Genomic DNA, 20916 nt, shown 5'->3' on the forward strand with positions numbered 1-20916 from the left:
AAAACCGTTAGCCTATGGGCTAACGGTTTTTTTGCGTTTCTTTCACAGATAAGTAGGTGAATAGCTTTTTTTGTAAGGTGAAGCTCCATATCCCCAGTTTTTCTGCACGGCAAAATGGAACCATAAGAACATTTGTCGTCTACCATTTTTTACCGACAGGTTTCCGTGGCATTCCACAGTTATCCTGCTCAAATGATGGCGAGACCAAACCATCTCCGGTTCAAAATCAGACATTCCGATTGTCGGAATCAAGTAGGAGAATGAATGAAACCACAATAAGGCCGGGGGTTTCGCTCCACCGCGCCAGGCTTGTTTCTTTTGTCGTAAACTTTTTGGATCCTGCCCACCTATTCTGACAAACTACGTCTTCTAATCTATCTATAATCAGAACCATCGAGAACGAAACACGAAAATTCAAATTAATCGAATGGGGTGCCTTGAGGATGATGGAAAAGTGGAATGTCATTCAATTTCCGGGAATGAAAGCAGGTAAAGGAGGTACGGAAGCTCGGGAGGAGCTGTCGGTACGTCTGAAACAATGGCTTGGCTCCCGCAAGGCTGTCCAAATGGTTGCTTCCCGCAAATGGGTACTGCTGCTCACGTTTATGGGGTTTTTGCTCGGAAAGGCAATGATCCTGAATGAGTTATCTCCCTTTGCCATTGCTTACTTCGCCGTAATTGCTTTCATGCGCAGGGATTACATCATTCCGGTAGGTGCTGCTCTACTCGCAGGTAGTCTCTTTGCACCGTTTCCGGTACCCCTTATTGTTGCATCGGAAATCGCCATCTTTTATCTGCTCTTCCGTGGACTGGAGTCATATGATCGTGCTGAATTATCTTATGCGCCAACGATGGTGTTTACCACTACATTTATGGTGAAATTATTCGCGGTTGTGATCGGGCCATCCTTCAGCTGGTACGCCATGCTGATGCTCACGATGGATTCCGTATTAAGTTTCGTGCTCACCCTTGTTTTTATACAAGCCATACCAATCTTCACTTACCGCAAAAAAAAGTTCAGCCTAAAGAACGAGGAGATCCTCTGCCTGATCATATTGCTCGCTTCCGTTATGACGGGAGCCGTAGGGTGGACCATTCAGTCCTTATCCGTCGAGCATATGCTCTCCCGTTATCTCATATTAATCTTTGCGCTGGTGGGCGGAGCCCCCCTCGGAGCCTCAGTTGGGGTCATTACCGGCTTGATTCTGAGTCTGGCTGACATGTCAGCGGTGTATCAGATGAGCCTGCTTGCTTTTGCCGGGATGCTGGCGGGTATGCTTCGAGAGGGCAAACGTGCGGCGGTTGCACTGGGCATGCTGCTGGGTTCGTCCATTCTATCCATATATCTGGGCGGACCGGGCGATGTTATGAACTCATTATGGGAGACGTGTGCAGCTATCGTACTGTTCATGTTGACACCTAAAAGCCTGATGACGGCCATATCCAAATATGTACCGGGTACGCAGGATCATACGAAATCCCAGCATGAGTATGCCAAACGAATACGGGATATCACGGCAGAACGGGTAACCCGGTTCTCGCAGGTATTCCGTCAATTGTCACGCAGCTTTGATCAGATGTCCGGTGCAGGGGAGCAGGTACAGAAAGAAGGTGGAATGGACCATTTCATGAATGCGGTTGCCGAGGGCACATGTGCCAGCTGCTTCAAGCGTACACAATGCTGGGATGCGAAGTTTATTCAAACCTACAAATATATGACGGACGTGATGAGTACGATTGAGGGAAACCCGGAGATCTCAGGCAAGCAGATTCCAGTGGACTGGAACAGGGTGTGTGCGAAACCGGAAGAGGTCCTTGAAGTCATGCGTGCCCAGTATGGACTGCATCAACATAACATGCAATGGAAGCGCCAAATTATCGATAGCCGGCAGCTGGTTGCAGAGCAATTGTCCGGTGTATCTCAGGTCATGGAGGACCTGGCCAAAGAAATTCAGCGGGAAAGTGAGGAGATGGTACAGCAGGAGGAGCAGATTCGGGACGCATTGGAGTCACTGGGCTTGTCCATTCACTCCATTGAGATCATCAATCTGGAAGCGGGCAACGTAGAGATTGAGATTGTACATGCATATACACGTGGATTCGATGAGTGCCGAAAAATGATAGCTCCGCTGATCTCGGATGTACTGGACGAGCATATTGCCGTCTTGCATGAGACCATGACCGATCCTCGTCAGGGACTGGCAACCGTCACGTTTGGTTCGGCCAAAACTTTCGAGGTGACCACGGGTGTTGCTGCCGCCGCAAAAGGGGGAGATGTGATGTCAGGCGACAGCTTCAGTACGGTTGAGTTAGGCAACGGCACATTCGCGGTGGCGCTCAGTGATGGAATGGGCAATGGAGAACGGGCACGGATGGAGAGCAGCGCGGCGCTGAACATATTGGAACAGTTGCTACAGTCCGGCATGGACGAGAAACTGGCGATCAAATCTGTGAACTCCGTTCTGATGCTGCGCTCCCCTGAAGAGATGTATGCCACAGTAGATATGGCGCTGATTGATGAATATACGGCAGAGACAACGTTTATGAAAATTGGCTCAACGCCAAGTTTTATCAAAAGAGGACAGGAGGTTATTCAGGTTTCAGCCAGCAATTTGCCAATCGGTATTATTAAGGATATTGAAGTGGATCTGGTGACGGTACAGCTTCAGCCGGGTGATATCCTCATTATGATGACAGATGGCATCTATGATGCACCGGGGTATGCTGTGAACAAAGAGTTATGGATGAAACGGCTCATTCAAGAGATTGATACAGATGACCCGCAAGATTTGGCCGATTGCCTGCTTGAAAGTGTCATAAGATATCAGCAGCATGAAATTTTGGATGATATGACCGTCGTTGTTGGAAAAGTAGAGCATTTCCGCCCTGAATGGGCCACACTGCGTGTGCCTGGCATCAACCGGATGGAGCGTCCACGGACCGTCAGCTAATTGCATATTCTTCTGTTTGAAGTCTCTTCATTCTGGCAATGCTAGTCATAGAGTTGGAGAGTAACGAATAACGGAGGGATATCGGATGAAGCAAATCTTATTGATCACCGACGGTTGTTCCAATGTAGGACCAAGTCCGGTGCTGGCAGCGGCCGAAGCACAGGAAGAGGGGATTACGGTTAATGTGGTTGGCGTGATTGATTATGGAACCATTGGTGAGCTGGGCAGCCGGGAGATTGAGGATATTGCCAGAGCCGGAGGTGGAATCAGCCAAATTGTAGGTACACGGCAGCTTGCCCATACCATGCAGATGATGACAAGGAAAACGGTGGTTCAGACCATTCAGCAGGCGGTTAATAGAGAGTTAACACAAATTCTGGGAGAGAAGGAGCCCAAAACGGTAACCGATCTGGAGCCTGCACAACGCGCCCGGGTCGTGGAAGTTATGGATGATATGGCTGAAACTACAGCGTTACAGGTGATATTGCTAATAGACGTCAGTGCCAGCATGAAGCCTAAACTGGCTGCGGTAGAAGAAGGCATTCGCGATTTAATGTTGAGTTTGCAGGCGCGTATAGGTCAGAGCAAGCTTTCCGTATTTCATTTTCCGGGACGACACAGTGGAGAAGATGCGGTAATGGATATTGACTGGACAACGGATCCAGGCCGTGTTCGGTCCTTGTTTGGAAGGTTGCAGATGAAGGGTGCAACGCCGACAGGTCCTGCAATTCAGAAGGTGATTGATTTTTACCGTTATGGTACACTGGAGAAACAGCAGGAAATAGAAGGGAACTATCGCATTGAAAGAGAAGGGATGCTCGGTGACAACGTTGTCTGACGCCTCTTTCCCGCCAGGAACAGTGGTTACAGGGAAATGGAATCGCAGTCGTTACACGATTCGGAAGCTACTGGGCAAAGGAGCTAATGGCATCGTTTTTCTTGTCCAACGGGGTGAAAATGGCAAACACTACGCGCTAAAAATGGGATTTGATCCGGTTGATCTGCAATCGGAAGTCAATGTGCTCAAATCTTTTCAACTACAGCGTAATCATGAGGCCCTTCGGCAGAGCGGCATTCCTTCCTATCTTAAAGATGTGGATGATTATGCCGTTCGTGGCCGGGATATTCCCTTTTATGTGATGCGTTACGTTAGAGGTGAGGCACTTCATCACTTCATTCGGCGTCAGGGGACAGACTGGACACTTCTGGTGGGACTTAGACTCTTGCAGAAGCTGGCACAATTGCATCAGGCGGGATGGGTGTTTGGTGATCTCAAACCTCAGAATGTGTTGGTATCCGACTATGGGCAGGTGGAATTGATCGACTACGGCGGAGTTACGTCTATTGGTCGAAGCGTCAAACAGTTCACTGAATGGTATGATCGGGGCTTCTGGAATGCAGGCAGCCGTACGGCAGATGGTACCTATGATGTATTTGCATTTGCATTATTGTTGATTCATGTACTTGAAGCAGACGCGCTCAAGGCACTGGCAGCCGAAGGATTACCGCAACTGCGAAGTGTGAATCAGCTCGTAGCGCTGGTGGAGCGCAGTGAACGACTGGGTCCTTTTCGCAATTGGACGACTCAGGCTTTACGAGGTCAGTTTCGTGATGCAGGTCATGCGGCACAAGGGTGGAAGGAAATGATGGCACGCCCCACGCCTCTCCGCCGTCGTTCCAAAAGTACCACACCGCGCTGGCTTAAAAACGCATTTGCTGTATCTGTGATATTACTTATTGGAGTGCTCATCTATGCACTACTTTTCTGATCTGTGAGAGTGCATATACATAACGCAAGGAATGAGGAACAGGTATGGAGGCTTTACGCTGGAACATGCTGGTGAAGAACGTGCTGGATGCAGCGGAAGAGCATCAGTTATGGGTTCCCGGGGATCGGATTGTCGTCGCAGTATCGGGCGGGCCGGACTCGGTAGCTTTTTTGCATATCATGCACGAGATCAGCATGCGGCATGTCCCGCTTGAATTAATCTGTGCCCATGTACATCATGGTTTCCGGACCGAATCTGATGACGAAGCGGAGAAAATGATGGAACTGGCACAGCAGCTTGGTATTACATTTGAATGGACCAAGGCCGATGTACCTTCATATATGGAGCTGACGGGTCAAGGACCGCAGGAAGCAGCTCGCAACAAGCGATATGCCTTTTTGCACGAAGTGGCTTCCAAATATAATGCGGCAAGCATCGCTCTGGCACATCATGCGGATGATCAGGCGGAGACGGTCATGCTTCATTTGCTTCGTGGAACCGGCTTGTCGGGACTCTCAGGAATGAAGTTTAAAAGACGAGAAAAAAATGTGGAACTTATTCGTCCATGCCTTCGTATAAACAAGACAGACCTTGTAGAAGCTTGTAATACCCAAGGTTTTATGTATTTCAATGATGAGAGCAACGCCCTGCGTAAATATCGGCGTAATGCCATTCGCTTGGATGTGCTTCCTTTTTTGGGGCAGTATAATGGACAACTCACGCCGTCATTGAATCGGCTTGCCGAAATTGTGGGTGATGAAGACGATTTCATGGAGCAGAGTGCATATGACACATACAGGTGTCTAGTGCAGGTGAACGGCGGAAGGCAAACCTTTGAGGTGCCTTCCTTCTTGAAGTTACATGTCGCTTTACAACGAAGGTTGATTAAACTAATATTGAATTATCTGCCTTTGGACAGTGATTTTGTCGACTTTACCCGTATAGAAACCATTCGACGCAAGGTCATGGAGACCCATGTGACGACCTGGAGCCTGGATATAGGACAGACACTCGCCTGCACTCGGGAGTATAATCTGATTTCTTTTGGCATACGGACGGACGTACAGGATCAATCTTACGAGTATCGTCTTGCGCAATGGAGTGGAACTTATGAGCTTTCACTCACCCCAATTAACCGGTATATTCGGTTGATGACGGTGAGTCCCGAGGACTATCATGTACCGGAATCGGCGGATCAAGCCGCGTTTGATGCGGATCAACTGCTTATGCCGCTGGTTGTGCGTTCACGGTTACCTGGAGATACCATGAAAGTGATGGGATTAAACGGAAGCAAAAAGGTGAAAAATATTTTCATCGATGAGAAAATCCCCCCATCTGTCCGTCCACGTATTCCTGTGGTATGTGATGGAGCAGGTCATATCATCTGGTTACCGGGTGTTCGACGGTCCAATGTGGCTCCTGTCAGGGAGGGCACTTCCGCAATCCTGTACATGACTGTAGGCGATTCAGCGATTCAGGGGTAGTGGTTATGGTTCAGGTAAGGCTTTCATAGTATAACTTAGGAGGTTCGCACAGTTGCAGAACGACATTCAGGAAGTATTGATCAGTGAAGAAGAAATTCAGAGTAAAGTCAAGGAATTAGGCGCAACACTAAGTGCCGAATATGCAAATCGCAATCCTTTGGTCATTTGTGTGCTCAAGGGTGCGTTTATATTTATGGCTGATTTGGTTAAAAACATAACGGTACCTGTTGAAATGGATTTTATGGCGGTATCCAGTTACGGCGCTTCCACCAAGTCATCAGGTGTTGTCAAAATCATTAAGGATCTGGATGTATCCGTTGAAGGACGGGAAGTTCTGATTGTCGAAGATATTATCGACAGCGGACTTACACTCAGCTATCTGATTGAACTGCTAGAAAACCGCGGTGCCGAGTCGGTGCGAGTGGTTACGCTGTTCGACAAGCCTTCAGGCCGTAAAGTTGAGTTGGAAGCTCATTACACAGGCTTTGACATTCCTGACGCGTTCATCGTTGGTTACGGTTTGGATTTTGCGGAGAAGTACCGGAACCTGCCCTATATCGGGATTTTGAAGCCGGAAGTCTATAGTAGCTAATATCCTGCCCGACCCAAGCCTTGAGCTGTTCTTGGCTTCTGTTGAGAAGCCATGTCGGGCTATGTTAAAATAATTAAAGTGTCTCGAGAGGAGGTAGGGGATGAATCGGTTCATCCGGAATTCTGGTTTTTATTTGATTCTTTTTTTAGTTGTGGTGGGGATAGTCCAGTTCGTCAGCAATGGCGGCGAAGCCACCGATAATCCTAGATATGATCAGTTGCGTGCAGCGATCAAAGCCAACAATGTCTCTGAATTGACGGTTCAATTCAACGGTCAAACGTATCTCGTGACCGGTCAATACAAGAAGGCACCTGACGGCGCCAAATCAGAAAATTTCTCAACGTATATTCCTCCTACGGATGAGGCAATTAGTGAGCTTGTAGCTGCAAGTGAAACTAACAATTTCCAATATCATCAGGAGCCAATGAAAGGTGACAGCATCTGGCTGACGTTGCTGACTTCCTTTATTCCTTTGATCATTATGTTCCTGCTGTTCTTCTTCCTGTTTAATCAGGCTCAAGGCGGCGGCGGTAAAGTAATGAACTTTGGTAAAAGCCGTGCTCGTCTCTACAATGAAGAGAAGAAGCGGGTTACATTTGAAGATGTTGCGGGTGCTGACGAAGAGAAACAGGAACTTGTTGAGGTTGTAGACTTCCTCAAGGACCCTCGTAAATTCGCAGCAGTAGGTGCACGGATTCCTAAGGGCGTATTGCTCGTAGGTCCTCCAGGTACCGGTAAAACGTTGCTCGCTCGTGCCGTAGCCGGTGAAGCGGGTGTACCATTCTTCAGTATTTCAGGTTCCGACTTCGTTGAGATGTTTGTCGGTGTCGGTGCATCACGTGTACGTGATTTGTTTGAAAATGCGAAGAAAAATGCGCCATGTATCATCTTTATCGATGAGATTGATGCTGTAGGACGTCAGCGTGGTGCTGGTCTTGGTGGTGGTCACGATGAGCGTGAGCAAACACTCAACCAGTTGCTCGTTGAAATGGACGGTTTCGGAGCTAACGAAGGTATTATCATCGTAGCTGCAACGAACCGTGCAGATATTTTGGACCCTGCCTTGCTGCGTCCAGGACGTTTTGACCGTCAAATTACGGTTGACCGCCCTGATGTAAGAGGTCGTGAAGCTGTCCTGAAAGTACATTCCCGTAATAAACCACTGACCAAAGATGTGAAAATGGATATTATCGCGAAGCGTACAACAGGTTTCTCTGGTGCGGATTTAGAGAATCTCTTGAACGAAGCGGCATTGCTTGCAGCGCGTCGTAACCGTAAAGATATTTCCATGAAGGAAGTTGACGAAGCGATTGACCGTGTCATCGTTGGTACGGAGAAGAAAAGCCGTGTCATCAGTGATCGCGAGAAACGAATCGTTGCTTATCACGAAGCAGGTCATACCATTGTAGGATATTTCCTCGAACATGCTGATATGGTACATAAAGTGACCATTATTCCGCGCGGACGTGCGGGTGGATATGTAATCATGTTGCCAAAAGAAGACCGTATGCTGGTTACCAAGCAGGAACTGTTGGATAAAGTAACCGGACTTCTCGGGGGTCGTGTAGCTGAAGAATTGTTCATCGGAGAAATTGGTACTGGTGCATACAGTGACTTCCAGCAAGCGACAGGTATTGTTCGCAGCATGGTTATGGAATACGGTATGAGTGAGAAATTGGGACCTATGCAATTCGGAAGTTCACAAGGACAGGTATTCCTTGGTCGGGATATCGGTCATGAACAGAATTACTCGGATTCCATTGCTTATGAGATTGATCAGGAAATGCAACGCTTTATCAATGACTGTTATGAGAAGTGTAAAGACTTGCTTGTTAAACATTCAAAAGAGATGCACCTGATCGCTCAAACTTTGCTTGAGGTAGAGACTTTGGAAATGGATCAGATCAAGCAATTGATCGAAACAGGTTCTTTGACTCCAAAAGCAGAGAATGACAATGATGGTGAAGGCACACCAACTGAAGGCGGAGAGCCAATCATCGACAACATCGGTGATGTGCGTGTCCGTATTCAAGGTAAAGATGAAACGCCTGAGCCACCAGCCGGAGATATTCCAAACGAAGCTCCGAATCTGGAAAAGGGTAATAACAATAACCCGGATGATGGCGGAACAAAGCCAACGTCTTAATGTATAATACATCTGGCTAGGATAGCAGGTGAAATCAAGAGAGCCCCTGGGGCTCTCTTTTTTTATCCATTATTTTAAAAGAGGATAGATAAAGATAAACGGGAGTTAGATGGCGAACCAGTTAGCAAACAGGTGGTTACAGCGCTGTTCCGGGCCTTTTTCATTTATTGACAGAGTCGTGAACGTTGTGTAAATTAGTTGTTAAACCGCTTGTGATTCGTTTCTCAAGCGAAGATAACGACTTAGGTTAGCCCACGAAACAGCGCATGACGCTGTCCCGATAAAGGAGAGGATCACAGGTGGAAGCTCTGGCTTTAGAGCGCAAGGCTGAGATGAACCGCGAGCTGCGTGCGCGGCTTATGGAGTTGAAGAAGGAACGTAATGCCATTATTCTTGCCCATTATTATCAACGTGACGAAGTACAGGAGGTTGCCGACTTCCGTGGAGATTCGTTTCTGTTAGCCCAGAAGGCAGCACAAACAGATGCGGATGTGATCGTTTTCTGTGGTGTTCATTTTATGGGTGAAAGCGCTAAAATTCTTGCGCCAAATAAAACAGTTATTATCCCGGACGAACGTGCGGGCTGCCCAATGGCAGATATGGTGAATGTGGATGGACTACGCAAATTGAAAGCACAACATCCTAATGCCAAGGTGGTTACGTATATCAATTCCTCGGCTGAGATCAAAGCAGAGACTGACATCTGTTGTACATCGGCGAACGCAGTCCGGGTTATTCAATCGGTGGATTCCGACGAAATTATCTGGGTACCGGATAAAAACCTGGGACATTATGTGCAGCAGCATACAGACAAGAAAATGATTATCTGGGAAGGTTATTGCAACACTCACGATATGCTTACAGTCAAAGATGTGGTGGAGATGAGAGCCAAGCATCCAAATGCAGAGTTTGTTGTCCATCCAGAGTGTCGCCCTGAGGTTGTAGAAATGGGTGATTTTGTAGGCAGCACAACAGCTATTCTGGAGTATTGCAAAAATTCAGCAGCGAAGGAATTTATCGTAGGTACCGAAGATGGTACAGGATATCAGCTTCGTCTGGATAGTCCGGATAAACAGTTCCACTTTGCTACCAAGTTCCTCGTATGTCCCAACATGAAGGTGAACAACTTGAAGAAACTGGTGAAATGCCTGGAAACGATGAAGCCGCAAATCTACGTGCCACCGGCCGTTGCCGACAAAGCCAGAGAATCACTAGAGCGCATGTTGTTGGTAAAGTAGGATGCGCTACTCTTGCTCCAAGACAGGTGAATAACATGATACCGCAATATTTAGTTGATTTTGATCTGTCTGCGCTACCCATGGTAGAGACGGATGTACTGGTTATAGGCTCAGGGATTGCTGGTTTGTTTACTGCCATTAAGGCAAGTGAACAACAACGTGTGTTAATGATCACGAAGAAGTCATTACTTGAAAGTAACACCAGATATGCGCAGGGGGGCATCGCTGCGGTTATTGCTGAGGATGATTCACCTGCTTACCACTTGCAGGATACACTTGTAGCAGGAGCGGGCTTATGCCGCTCCGAAGCGGTAGAGGCATTGGTGAATGAGGGTCCGGACGGAGTGAAGGAACTGATTCGTTTGGGTACTTTATTTGATCTGGAGAACGGCGAGTTGGCGTTGACGCAGGAAGGTGCGCATAGCCACCGCCGTATTTTGCATGCCAACGGAGATGCAACAGGATATGAGATTGTACGTGCGCTTGCGGTCGAAGTGAATGAACATCCCGGAATTGAAGTATGGGATGAGCATTTTGTTATTGACCTGATTACAGATCGAGGGGAATGCATTGGCGCTCTGGTTCAGAAGGATGACGGATCGCAAGTGTTCGTGAAGGCACAGGCCACTGTGCTCTGCTCTGGTGGGGCAGGACAACTGTACCGATACACGACGAATCCGGATGTAGCTACTGCCGATGGTGTAGCCATGGCCTATCGGGCTGGGGCTATTGTTCGTGACATGGAATTTATCCAATTCCACCCCACCTCTCTTTGTTACCCGGGGGCCCCGCGTTTCCTTGTGTCAGAAGCCGTACGCGGCGAAGGGGCATATTTGCGCAATGTGAAGGGCGAGCGCTTTATGGATCGTTATCATGCCCAGCTTGAACTGGCCCCACGCGATATCGTGGCACGAGCGATTGTTAGTGAGATGGAGTCCACCAACAGTACCTTTGTGTACTTGGACATTACGCATGAACAACCAGAGATGATCAAGCATCGGTTCCCTACCATATATGAGACTTGTATGCGTTATGGATTGGACATGACAACGGACTGGATTCCCGTTGCACCTGCTGCCCATTACATGATGGGTGGAGTGAAAACGGATCTTAGTGGAGAGAGCAGCATCTCCCGGTTATTTGCTTGTGGTGAGGTGTCTTCTACAGGAGTGCACGGAGCTAATCGCCTGGCAAGTAACTCTTTATCAGAAGCGATTGTATTTGGGCGGAGAATTGTTGATCGTATTCAATCTCTTCCTCCGCTTGGTTTATTACAAGTAAGAGGGGCTGCGCCTTCATCTGTAGAGATGAATAACAAGATCAATAAGATCACGGAAGAGCAAAAGCCGGTATCCGAAAGACGTTTACGACTACAGAAAATGATGGTTCGTCAGGTAGGCTTGCGCCGGAATGGTGAGGATCTGCAGAAGGCCATGGACAAGCTGCAACAGGAATTGCAATTTTTTGATCAGACTCTCACCCATAAGGAAGAGCTGGAGTATGCCAACCTTCTGACCTGTGCCTGGTTAGTTACCAGCGGAGCATTACACCGCGAGGAGAGTCGGGGGGCTCACTATCGTGAGGATTTCCCGGCGCGTGATGATATCGTGTGGCAGAAGCATAGTCTGCAGCAGCGAGAACAAGCGATTGTGGAGGAATTGATGTCATGATACTGAATGGATATAATGAAGGGCTTATCGAATCAATCAAAAACTGGCTTCGTGAAGATGTTGGTGCAGGTGACGTTACAACAAGTGTGACGATCCCAGCAGGCAACCAATCTAAGGCCATTATACACGCCAAAGACAATGGTGTTATTGCAGGCATGACCGTAGCTGAACTTGTATTTCAGGTCGTTGATCCTGATCTTGTATTTACACCGAAGGTAACAGACGGAGACAAGGTTACCCATGGCACGATTTTGGCCGAGGTAGAGGGAAGTACACATTCTCTGCTTACGGGGGAACGACTGGCACTTAACTTGCTGCAACGTATGTCCGGAATAGCTACGCGTACGCGTGCCTACGTGGATGTGCTGGATGGTCTTGAGACCAGGCTTGTGGATACACGTAAGACAACGCCTGGCCACCGATTACTTGAGAAATATGCAGTGCGCGTGGGTGGCGGAGCGAATCATCGATTTGGACTGTACGATGCCGTTATGATTAAGGATAACCACATCAAGGGTGCAGGCGGAATCACCGAGGCGGTACAGCGTGCGCGAACCGTTATCCCACATACGATGACGATTGAAGTGGAGACTGAAAATCTGGAGCAGGTGAGAGAAGCCTTGCAAGCCGGGGCAGATATCATTATGCTGGATAACATGCATCCAGAGCGGATGCGTGAAGCAGTTGAGCTTATTCGTGAACAGGCTCCTCATGTGAAGGTTGAAGCATCCGGTAACGTGTCCCTCCAGACCATTCGTGGTATTGCAGAGAGTGGTGTGGATGTAATTTCGGTTGGCAGGTTAACCTATTCCTTTGAGAGCCTGGATATTAGTCTGGATTTAAATGAAAAGAAAGAGGGGTGAACCTCTTTGATTCTAGTTGTAGACGTGGGGAACAGCAATATGGTGCTCGGCGTATATCAAGGCCGGGAATTGCTGCACCACTTTCGTCTGAGTACATCACGTCAGTCAACAGTGGATGAATACGGCGTATTGATTTATAATTTATTTCATATGTCCGGCATCAGGGCAAGTGACATCGAAGGTGTCATCATCTCATCTGTGGTTCCGCCACTGGTGAATGTAATCGAAGCGATGTGTGAGAAGTATGTAGGCAAAAAAGCTTTGCTTGTCGGGCCTGGTATCAAAACTGGCTTGAACCTGCGATATGAGAACCCTCGTGAAGTGGGTGCAGATCGTATTGTTAATGCAGTGGCAGCCGTTGAGAAGTATGGCGGCCCTCTCGTCGTGGTCGATTTTGGTACCGCAACGACCTTTGACTGTATTGACGAGAAAGGCCACTACCTGGGGGGCGCTATTGTACCTGGCATTCAGATCGCCACTGAAGCGCTCTATGAGCGGGCATCCAAGTTGCCTCGTATAGAGTTGGAGAAACCTAAAAAGGTCATTGGCCGTAATACTATTCATGCCATGCAAGCGGGTATTATATTTGGCTATGCAGGCCAGGTTGATGGTATTGTAGAACGTATTCGCGAGGAGATGGGAGCGAAGCCCCGAGTTATCGCGACGGGTGGTCTCGCTACACTTATCGCAGAAGAAACCCGTAGTATAGAGGAAGTTGATCCGCTGCTTACGCTTGAAGGGCTGCGTATTATATATGAGCGGAACCGGGAAAGGTGAGCATAGAGACGGCATACAGCGGGCTGAGATTACAGCTTAAGTGTTGTGCCGTTTTTTCTGTGTTACTACTATTATGGCGATACGCCAAAGGAGGCTGAATGACTTGGAAAACAACAACAAGCATGACCGGTTAATTCGTGGTACAGCAATGAATGGAAAGGTAAGAGCCTTTGCTATCCAGACTACGGAACTGGTTGAGGAACTACGCAGAAGACACGATACGTTTCCCACGGCTACAGCTGCCATGGGGCGTACGGTTACAACAGCAGCCATTATGGGTGCAATGCTCAAAGGTGAAGAGAAGTTAACGGTACAAGTCAACGGTGATGGCCCTATTGGACAGATTGTAGCTGATGCCAATGCCAAAGGCGAAGTACGAGGATATGTTTCTAATCCGCATGTACATTTGCCAAGCAATAGTGTGGGAAAACTGGACGTTGCAGGCGCGGTTGGAACGGAAGGTTTCATCAATATAACGAAGGATCTGGGACTGAAAGAACCATATCGTGGCAGTGTGCCTATTATTTCAGGAGAACTGGGCGAAGACTTTACGTACTACTTTGCTCAATCGGAGCAAACACCTTCTGCTGTAGGCGTTGGTGTGCTCGTTGATACGGATAATTCCGTTATTGTCGCAGGCGGATTCATTATGCAGCTGTTGCCGGGATTGACAGATCCAGAGATCACGGCGATCGAAAACGCCATTAGTACGTTGCCGCCAGTGACCACGTTGCTGGAGCAGGGGCTTGAATTGGAAGAGTTGCTTCGCCGATTGTTGCCAGATGTACAAGTGATGGAAGGATTGGATATTCATTTTAGCTGTGAGTGTTCACGTGAGCGGGTAGAGAAGACACTAATCAGCCTGGGCCAAACGGAGATGGAGCAATTAATTGAAGAAGAGGGCCGAGCTGAAGTGGTCTGCCAATTCTGTAATGAAGCCTATGACTTTAACAAAGAACAACTTGAGACCATCCTAGAGCAAGCCAAGAACTGATCTATGCGGGGACGGGATGCGGAATGACAAGACAGGAAAAAGGGTTGTGGACGGCTGTAATTGTCTTGACGCTAGGCATGCTGGTCATGGGTACAGTGATGGCTATGCATGGTCTCAGACAGGGCAAAGACGAGGCAGATGCATCCCATGATGCCAATACGGAAGAAGGAAGCACCGTAGCCACGATCAACGGAGAAGTTATCACGGACAAAGAGTGGACCGATGCGCTGAAAAGACGTTATGGCAGTGAGTTATTACTCCAGATGTTAAACCGCAAAGCGGTATATGCCGAAGCAATTGAACGCAAGCTGATCGTCACTCCCCAAGAGATTGCAAGAGAACTAGCGGCCGCGATGGATGGGTACGATTCAGAGAAATCATATTTTGACGAAATGAAGTCCCAGTTGGGTCTGTCCAAACAGGAACTTGAATTGGAAGCCGGCTACAGGCTGCTGCTTGAGAAAATCGCAACGATTGGCATACAGATCAAGGATGCAGATATTGAGCATTACTGGACTGAACACCGTGAGGATTACGTCTCCCCCGAGAAATATGACTTGTCCATCATCGTAGTGGAGGAAGAAGAGGAAGCCGATTCCTTACTGGATGCGTTGGAGAAGGGGGAAGACTTTGAAGAAGCTGCTCGCAAACAATCAACAGACAGCTTCTCTCGTGATGCTGGTGGGAGGCTGGGATGGATTGAGCGGAATGATCCATTCCAGTCAGAAGAAGTCCTTCAACTTGCTGCCGGGCTGGATGTAGGCGATATTGCCGGACCGGTTCGAGTGGAAGAAGGCTATGTTATTATCAGACTTAATGATAAAGAAGAACGCCAGGTGCAGTCGGCCGAAGAGGTCCGTGAGGAGATTCGAATGCAACTGGCTCTGAGTCAGGCTGATCCGTTGCCGCAGGTAGAGCAAATGCTGCGTAACAAGTATGAAGCCGTAATCCTGTCCGAGATTCCTGCCTCCTGAATTCAATGGAGAAGATTGTCTCGTACTGCTGCATCTTGATAAAAATACTCTGTCTGCGGTCTTAGGGCCAAAGGCAGAGTATTTTTTTTGAGTACTCATATTGACAATAAGGGTTAACGTTGATAAGATGAAAATAATAAATACCTACTCGTTTACTCGGATATAAATGATTAACTTATGAACAAAGAAACTTTCGGAAACCTCCGCCCTGTCTAGAAATCTTAGCAGTAAGGGATAGGATCAACAGGATTTCCGCAGTTCTTCTATAACAGCTAGAGGCTACCGGCCGCACAGTATAGGTTAACAGGACTCAAGTTTTATTCATCCACTAAGGAGGGCATTCATATGGCTAAAGTAGTTAATAACGTAACAGAACTCATCGGAGGTACTCCGCTTGTTCGTCTGAACCGTATCGTACCAGAAGGCAGTGCTGAAGTATTCGTGAAGCTGGAGTACCAGAATCCAGGTTCAAGCGTGAAAGACCGTATCGCAATTAGCATTGTGGAAGAAGCGGAAAAAGAAGGCAAGCTGAAACCGGGTGATACCATTATCGAAGCAACAAGTGGTAACACGGGAATTGGACTCGCGATGGTGGCTGCAGCCAAAGGCTACAAGTCCGTTATTGTAATGCCTGAGACGATGAGCTTGGAGCGTCGTAACTTGCTTCGTGCGTATGGTGCCGAGCTTGTGCTTACACCTGGAGCTGAAGGTATGAATGGTGCTGTTAAAAAAGCGGAAGAGCTGCTGAAAGAAAACCCTTCCTATTTCATGGCTGAGCAATTTAAAAATAAAGCCAACGTGAAGATCCACCGTGAAACGACTGGCCCTGAGATTGTTGAAGCAATTCAATCTGTAGGCGGTACGTTGGATGCTTTCGTTGCAGGAATCGGTACAGGTGGAACAATTACAGGTACAGGCGAAGTGCTGAAAGAAGCTTTTGCTGGTATTAAAATTGTTGCGGTTGAGCCAGCAGCTTCGCCAATTCTGGCGGGCGGCAAACCAGGACCACATAAGATCCAGGGGATTGGTGCCAACTTTATCCCTGAGATTCTGGATCAGGAAATCTATGATGAGATCATTCACATTGAGAATGATGATGCATTCGAGACGGCTCGTCAGGTAGCGAAGGAAGAGGGCATTCTGTCCGGTATTTCTTCCGGTGCGGCGATCCGTGCAGGTCTTCAGGTTGCGAAACAGTTGGGTGAAGGCAAGCGCGTTGTCGTAATTGTGCCAAGTAACGGCGAACGTTACCTCAGCACACCTCTCTACAACTTCGAAGGCTAAGTCTACAAATGACAAAACCAATCCTCCTTGCCCGTATGACGGGTATGGAGGATTTTTGGCGTAATGCTTTTAAAAGGGGCGGCGCTTTAGTATACTATCAGACAATAGAACTAGCGACAGATGGAGGGCGGCACACCGCAATGACACACCTGATGACAACATGCGCCGACTGGATGGAGTGGGCTAAACAAGGCTGGACCATGATGCCCTATATCACCAAGTCGGATGAGGGGCCGTATCATGGCGGTTTACCGTTATCGTGGGAGGCAGCCTGGCAGCAGGCTTCACCATACGCAATTGTGCTGGAGAATGGCAAAGGCGGGAGATATACATTTCTGGGGATAGACCCCGTATCTGTTATTTCCGGCAAGGGTCAAGAAGCCGTTATTCATGATGTGACGCAAGGAACCACCTCGACAGACAGCGGCAAGCCGCTTGATGTATTGAAGAGATGGACTGCCCCGTATAGTGCACCCAAGGTTAATGGGGCTCCAGACTTTGGGGGTGGATACGCAGGTTATCTCAGCTACGATATAGCAAGATCATTGGAGAAGCTTCCAGTCTTGGCTGAAGATAATCCGTCCCTGCCGGATTATTGGTGGATGCGCTTTGAAGAAATATGGGCGTATGACCATGAGCAGCAGGCGCTTTTCTGCATGGTTCATCTGGCTATAGAGCCTAACCGGAACGAAACTGATATCCGTAGCCTATATTCAGCGGCAGAAGCACGAGCGACAGCGATGCAGAAACGTTGGCTTCATATTATGGGGGCTGCACAGGCCGAGGAACAACAGCAGGCACTGGAACGCCGCAACAAGCAGGTCAATCGTACACCGCAGCCTGAAGATGCGGAAAGGGAATCCGAAGGATGGGAGACCTCCTTTCCCCAGGAGGACTTTGAACAAGCTGTGCGTACGGTACAGGAATATATCAGGCAGGGCGATGTGTTCCAGGTGAATCTGTCCTTGAGACAGGAGAAGCGGCTTCATTCGAGCGCTGAGCATATTTATGAATGGCTGCGGCTTGTGAATCCATCACCATATATGGGTATGCTGCGTAGTCCGGAGTTCCAATTGGTAAGCGGATCTCCCGAGCTTCTGATCAAAGTGGAGAATGGCAAAGTCAGTGCACGTCCCATCGCAGGAACCCGAAGAAGGGGCCGTGATGAGGCAGAGGATAAGGCTATGGCGGATGAACTGCTGGGCAGTGAGAAGGAACGTGCGGAGCATATTATGCTCGTTGATCTGGAGCGTAATGATATCGGACGGATTGCAGCCTACGGTTCGGTTCATGTACCTGAATTGATGACCATCGAGAAGTATTCACATGTCATGCATCTCGTCTCTCAGGTGGAAGGCAGACTGGCAGAAGGGTTATCCGTATTTGATGTGATTGCTGCGACATTCCCGGGTGGAACGATTACCGGAGCGCCGAAAGTCCGCACCATGGAGATTATCGAGGAACTTGAGCCTGTGCGGCGTGGGCCTTATACGGGTTCCATCGGGTGGATGGATTACAGTGGGAACATGGAATTGAACATCGTCATTCGTACACTTGCCATTAAGGACGGTATTGGTTATGTACAGGCCGGGGCAGGGATTGTCATTGATTCCGATCCATATCGGGAATATAAGGAATGTCGCAACAAAGCAAGAGCGATGATGAGAGCTGTGAATTACAGCGAAGAGGCGGAAGCAAGCAGAGCTGTTGAACAAGAACAAGCGGAGCGAACTGAAGCTATTAAATTAAACTAAACTAAAATAAAACGAAGCAACCGTCACTTGCATTGACGGAAGATGAGGAGGAGCAGGCATATGATACTGGTTATCGATAATTACGATTCCTTCACGTATAACCTGGTTCAATATCTGGGTGAACTGGGTGAGACGGTGGAAGTTCGCCGCAACGATGAGATTGATCTGGCAGGCATAGAGGCACTGGCACCTGATCATATTCTGATCTCTCCGGGTCCTTGTACACCAACTGAAGCGGGCATTAGCCTGGCAGTCATCGATCATTTCAAGGGAAGCATTCCGATCTTTGGTGTTTGTCTGGGGCATCAGTCCATTGGACAAGCGTTTGGTGGCAATGTCATTCGTGCGGAGCGCATGATGCACGGCAAAACATCCGAGATGCACCACAATGGGACATCGGTATTTGCCGGATTGCCATCCCCATTTACAGCTACCCGTTATCACTCCCTGATTGTCGAGCGCAGCAGCTTGCCTGACTGCCTGGAGATTACAGCGGAGACAGCTGAAGGTGAGATTATGGGTCTGCGCCACAAAGAATATGCAATTGAAGGGGTGCAGTTCCACCCGGAATCCATTATTACAGACCACGGACATCAGATGCTTCGTAACTTTTTGTCCCAACAGGTGAAGGTTTAACATGCAATATGCCGCGATAAACGGAGAGTTGGTCAATATGGCGGCGGCCGTGGTTCCTGTAACGGATCACGGCTTTTTGTACGGACTGGGACTGTTTGAGACGTTCCGGACGTATCAAGGTGTCCCATATCTTTTGGAACGGCATTTGGAGCGAATGTCTTCGGGGTGTAAGGAACTTGGCATTCCTTTTACAACGACCGTGGCAGAGGTGACAGATTGGATTGAACGTCTGATGCATGCGAACGGACTTCAGGATGCGTATGTACGTTATACGGTATCAGCCGGTGAAGCACCGCTAGGCTTACCTTCTGGTGACTATTCGAAGCCAAATCATATTATACTGGCAAAAGCATTACCTGAACCTTCTCCCTCTTTATATGAGTGCGGCAAAATGCTTCAACGGTTGTCTACGCCACGCAACACACCCGAAGGAGAAGTGCGGTTCAAGTCACTGCATTACATGAACAGCATTCTGGCGAAACGTGAGCTGAACGGGTACGGGCAGTATGTGCAGGGTGCAGAAGGGCTACAATTAACCCGTGATGGTCATATAGCGGAAGGGATCGTCAGCAATATATTTTGGGTACGGGAAAATGTACTCTACACGCCAGCACTCTCAACCGGCATTCTGCCGGGTATCACGAGAGCTGTGGTACTTGAGATCGCCACGCAGCAAGGAATTCCCTGCATAGAAACGTTAGCGGCTTGGGAGGATCTCCTGCAAGCCGATGAAATATTTCTAACAGGCTCGGTTGCCGAACTGGTTCCGGTTACGACTCTGCGGGATCAGGAGGGAGCCGAAACGATAATCAGCAACGGACATATAGGCCCAGTTACAGCAGTCCTTCTGGGTATGTACCGGCAGAAAGCGGGGTATACTTCATGACACTTACACCTGTCATCTATGAACGGAACTATGCATGGGGGCCAGCTGAGTTGAAGCTGGGGGCAAGAACACAGATTATGGGCATTCTTAACGTCACACCTGACTCGTTCTCGGATGGTGGGCGTTACACCAACGTGGAGCGGGCAGTTGCCCATGCCAAACAGATGATGGAGGACGGGGCGGACCTGATTGATATCGGCGGAGAGTCCACACGTCCAGGTTCAGATGCCGTGGACGCCGATGAAGAGCTGAGCCGGATCATTCCCGTTATTGAAGCATTGCATCAGCAAGCCCCGCATATTCCAATATCGGTAGACACGTATAAGGCCGATGTTGCACGTCAGGCTATTCTGGCAGGTGCCCATATCATTAATGATGTGTGGGGTGCCAAGGCAGATCCAGATATGGCCCGCACGGTAGCAGAGCTAGGGTGTCCCATCATTTTGATGCATAATCGGCAGGATCGGAATTACATTGATTATCTGAGTGATGTCATGAGCGATTTGCAGGAGAGTATACAAATTACGCTGGGAGCCGGCGTGAAAGCAGAGCAAATTATCCTGGACCCGGGTATTGGTTTTGTGAAGGATATCGGAGAAAATCTGAAGCTCATGTCATCGCTCGGTTTGCTCAATGAAATGGGATATCCCGTTCTGCTAGCCACCTCACGTAAAAGATTCATCCAGAACACCCTGGATGTTGGTGCGGATGATGCGCTGGAAGGAACGGCTGCGACCGTTGCATTTGGCATTGCCCAAGGCTGCCAGATGGTTCGGGTTCATGATGTGAAGCCGATTCGGCGGACGGCAGACATGTGTGATGCCATGTTATATGCTTCTCCGGGTCTACGGAGGAAATAATATTGGCGGGTCCCTGGTGACCGTCCAGTGGAAGCGCA

Annotated in this window: 17 protein-coding genes; all 17 read left to right on the top strand. The window is 48.6% G+C overall.

From position 1 onward, the window contains the following. Positions 1 to 443: 443 nt before the first annotated feature. The 17 genes from spoIIE to folP all read left to right on the top strand — a co-directional run bounded on the left by spoIIE (position 444) and on the right by folP (position 20878). Entirely contained in the window at positions 444 to 2951 is a 2508-nt protein-coding gene (gene spoIIE / locus NZ043_RS09595; RefSeq protein WP_289390810.1) for a stage II sporulation protein E, read from the top strand. 85 nt (positions 2952 to 3036) lie between these two features. Then, positions 3037 to 3789, top strand: coding sequence for a VWA domain-containing protein (locus tag NZ043_RS09600; RefSeq protein WP_091018321.1), 753 nt, complete (start codon positions 3037 to 3039; stop codon positions 3787 to 3789). Then, the gene (locus NZ043_RS09605) at positions 3773 to 4720 is read left to right on the top strand and encodes a protein kinase (RefSeq protein ID WP_036668459.1); all 948 of its coding nucleotides are present in this window, start codon (positions 3773 to 3775) and stop codon (positions 4718 to 4720) included. The genes NZ043_RS09600 and NZ043_RS09605 overlap by 17 nt, the downstream gene beginning before the upstream one ends. Before the next feature lie 44 nt (positions 4721 to 4764). Further along, positions 4765 to 6204 (top strand): tRNA lysidine(34) synthetase TilS, encoded by a 1440-nt coding sequence (gene tilS / locus NZ043_RS09610; protein ID WP_133387507.1) that lies wholly within the window; start codon positions 4765 to 4767, stop codon positions 6202 to 6204. A 52-nt stretch (positions 6205 to 6256) separates the two neighbouring features. Continuing rightward, the gene (gene hpt / locus NZ043_RS09615) at positions 6257 to 6796 is read left to right on the top strand and encodes a hypoxanthine phosphoribosyltransferase (protein ID WP_017691352.1); all 540 of its coding nucleotides are present in this window, start codon (positions 6257 to 6259) and stop codon (positions 6794 to 6796) included. 100 nt (positions 6797 to 6896) lie between these two features. Beyond that, the gene (ftsH, locus tag NZ043_RS09620) at positions 6897 to 8942 is read left to right on the top strand and encodes an ATP-dependent zinc metalloprotease FtsH (protein WP_091039119.1); all 2046 of its coding nucleotides are present in this window, start codon (positions 6897 to 6899) and stop codon (positions 8940 to 8942) included. A 299-nt stretch (positions 8943 to 9241) separates the two neighbouring features. Then, complete coding sequence (gene nadA / locus NZ043_RS09625) at positions 9242 to 10180, top strand: quinolinate synthase NadA (protein ID WP_289390811.1); 939 nt, start codon at positions 9242 to 9244, stop codon at positions 10178 to 10180. A gap of 35 nt (positions 10181 to 10215) precedes the next feature. Beyond that, positions 10216 to 11850 (top strand): L-aspartate oxidase, encoded by a 1635-nt coding sequence (gene nadB / locus NZ043_RS09630; RefSeq protein ID WP_091039122.1) that lies wholly within the window; start codon positions 10216 to 10218, stop codon positions 11848 to 11850. Beyond that, complete coding sequence (gene nadC, locus NZ043_RS09635) at positions 11847 to 12713, top strand: carboxylating nicotinate-nucleotide diphosphorylase (RefSeq protein WP_091039124.1); 867 nt, start codon at positions 11847 to 11849, stop codon at positions 12711 to 12713. Before nadB ends, nadC begins: the two co-directional genes overlap by 4 nt. Positions 12714 to 12719: 6 nt before the next feature. After that, entirely contained in the window at positions 12720 to 13490 is a 771-nt protein-coding gene (locus tag NZ043_RS09640) for a type III pantothenate kinase (RefSeq protein ID WP_026081372.1), read from the top strand. Between the two features lie 73 nt (positions 13491 to 13563). Next, entirely contained in the window at positions 13564 to 14484 is a 921-nt protein-coding gene (hslO, locus tag NZ043_RS09645) for an Hsp33 family molecular chaperone HslO (RefSeq protein WP_091039125.1), read from the top strand. A gap of 23 nt (positions 14485 to 14507) precedes the next feature. After that, positions 14508 to 15458: a peptidyl-prolyl cis-trans isomerase gene (locus NZ043_RS09650; RefSeq protein WP_091039127.1), complete on the top strand. Its 951-nt coding sequence runs from the start codon at positions 14508 to 14510 to the stop codon at positions 15456 to 15458. A gap of 345 nt (positions 15459 to 15803) precedes the next feature. Further along, positions 15804 to 16742: a cysteine synthase A gene (gene cysK / locus NZ043_RS09655; RefSeq protein ID WP_036668448.1), complete on the top strand. Its 939-nt coding sequence runs from the start codon at positions 15804 to 15806 to the stop codon at positions 16740 to 16742. Between the two features lie 140 nt (positions 16743 to 16882). Next, positions 16883 to 18496: an anthranilate synthase component I family protein gene (locus NZ043_RS09660; RefSeq protein ID WP_133387504.1), complete on the top strand. Its 1614-nt coding sequence runs from the start codon at positions 16883 to 16885 to the stop codon at positions 18494 to 18496. A 60-nt stretch (positions 18497 to 18556) separates the two neighbouring features. Continuing rightward, complete coding sequence (gene pabA / locus NZ043_RS09665) at positions 18557 to 19132, top strand: aminodeoxychorismate/anthranilate synthase component II (RefSeq protein ID WP_133387503.1); 576 nt, start codon at positions 18557 to 18559, stop codon at positions 19130 to 19132. A 1-nt stretch (position 19133) separates the two neighbouring features. Next, positions 19134 to 20018 (top strand): aminotransferase class IV, encoded by an 885-nt coding sequence (locus tag NZ043_RS09670; RefSeq protein WP_133387502.1) that lies wholly within the window; start codon positions 19134 to 19136, stop codon positions 20016 to 20018. Then, positions 20015 to 20878 (top strand): dihydropteroate synthase, encoded by an 864-nt coding sequence (gene folP, locus NZ043_RS09675; protein WP_133387501.1) that lies wholly within the window; start codon positions 20015 to 20017, stop codon positions 20876 to 20878. The genes NZ043_RS09670 and folP overlap by 4 nt, the downstream gene beginning before the upstream one ends. The last annotated feature ends 38 nt before the right edge of the window (positions 20879 to 20916 follow it).

Source organism: Paenibacillus sp. FSL k6-2145 (genome assembly GCF_037976585.1).
GTDB lineage: Bacteria > Bacillota > Bacilli > Paenibacillales > Paenibacillaceae > Paenibacillus.

Coding starts and splice junctions, on each gene's coding strand:
- spoIIE (WP_289390810.1), top strand. CDS start 444: ATGATGGAAAAGTGGAATGTCATTCAATTTCCGGGAATGAAAGCAGGT.
- NZ043_RS09600 (WP_091018321.1), top strand. CDS start 3,037: ATGAAGCAAATCTTATTGATCACCGACGGTTGTTCCAATGTAGGACCA.
- tilS (WP_133387507.1), top strand. CDS start 4,765: ATGGAGGCTTTACGCTGGAACATGCTGGTGAAGAACGTGCTGGATGCA.
- ftsH (WP_091039119.1), top strand. CDS start 6,897: ATGAATCGGTTCATCCGGAATTCTGGTTTTTATTTGATTCTTTTTTTA.
- nadB (WP_091039122.1), top strand. CDS start 10,216: ATGATACCGCAATATTTAGTTGATTTTGATCTGTCTGCGCTACCCATG.
- nadC (WP_091039124.1), top strand. CDS start 11,847: ATGATACTGAATGGATATAATGAAGGGCTTATCGAATCAATCAAAAAC.
- hslO (WP_091039125.1), top strand. CDS start 13,564: ATGGCGATACGCCAAAGGAGGCTGAATGACTTGGAAAACAACAACAAG.
- NZ043_RS09650 (WP_091039127.1), top strand. CDS start 14,508: ATGACAAGACAGGAAAAAGGGTTGTGGACGGCTGTAATTGTCTTGACG.
- cysK (WP_036668448.1), top strand. CDS start 15,804: ATGGCTAAAGTAGTTAATAACGTAACAGAACTCATCGGAGGTACTCCG.
- NZ043_RS09660 (WP_133387504.1), top strand. CDS start 16,883: ATGACACACCTGATGACAACATGCGCCGACTGGATGGAGTGGGCTAAA.
- pabA (WP_133387503.1), top strand. CDS start 18,557: ATGATACTGGTTATCGATAATTACGATTCCTTCACGTATAACCTGGTT.
- NZ043_RS09670 (WP_133387502.1), top strand. CDS start 19,134: ATGCAATATGCCGCGATAAACGGAGAGTTGGTCAATATGGCGGCGGCC.
- folP (WP_133387501.1), top strand. CDS start 20,015: ATGACACTTACACCTGTCATCTATGAACGGAACTATGCATGGGGGCCA.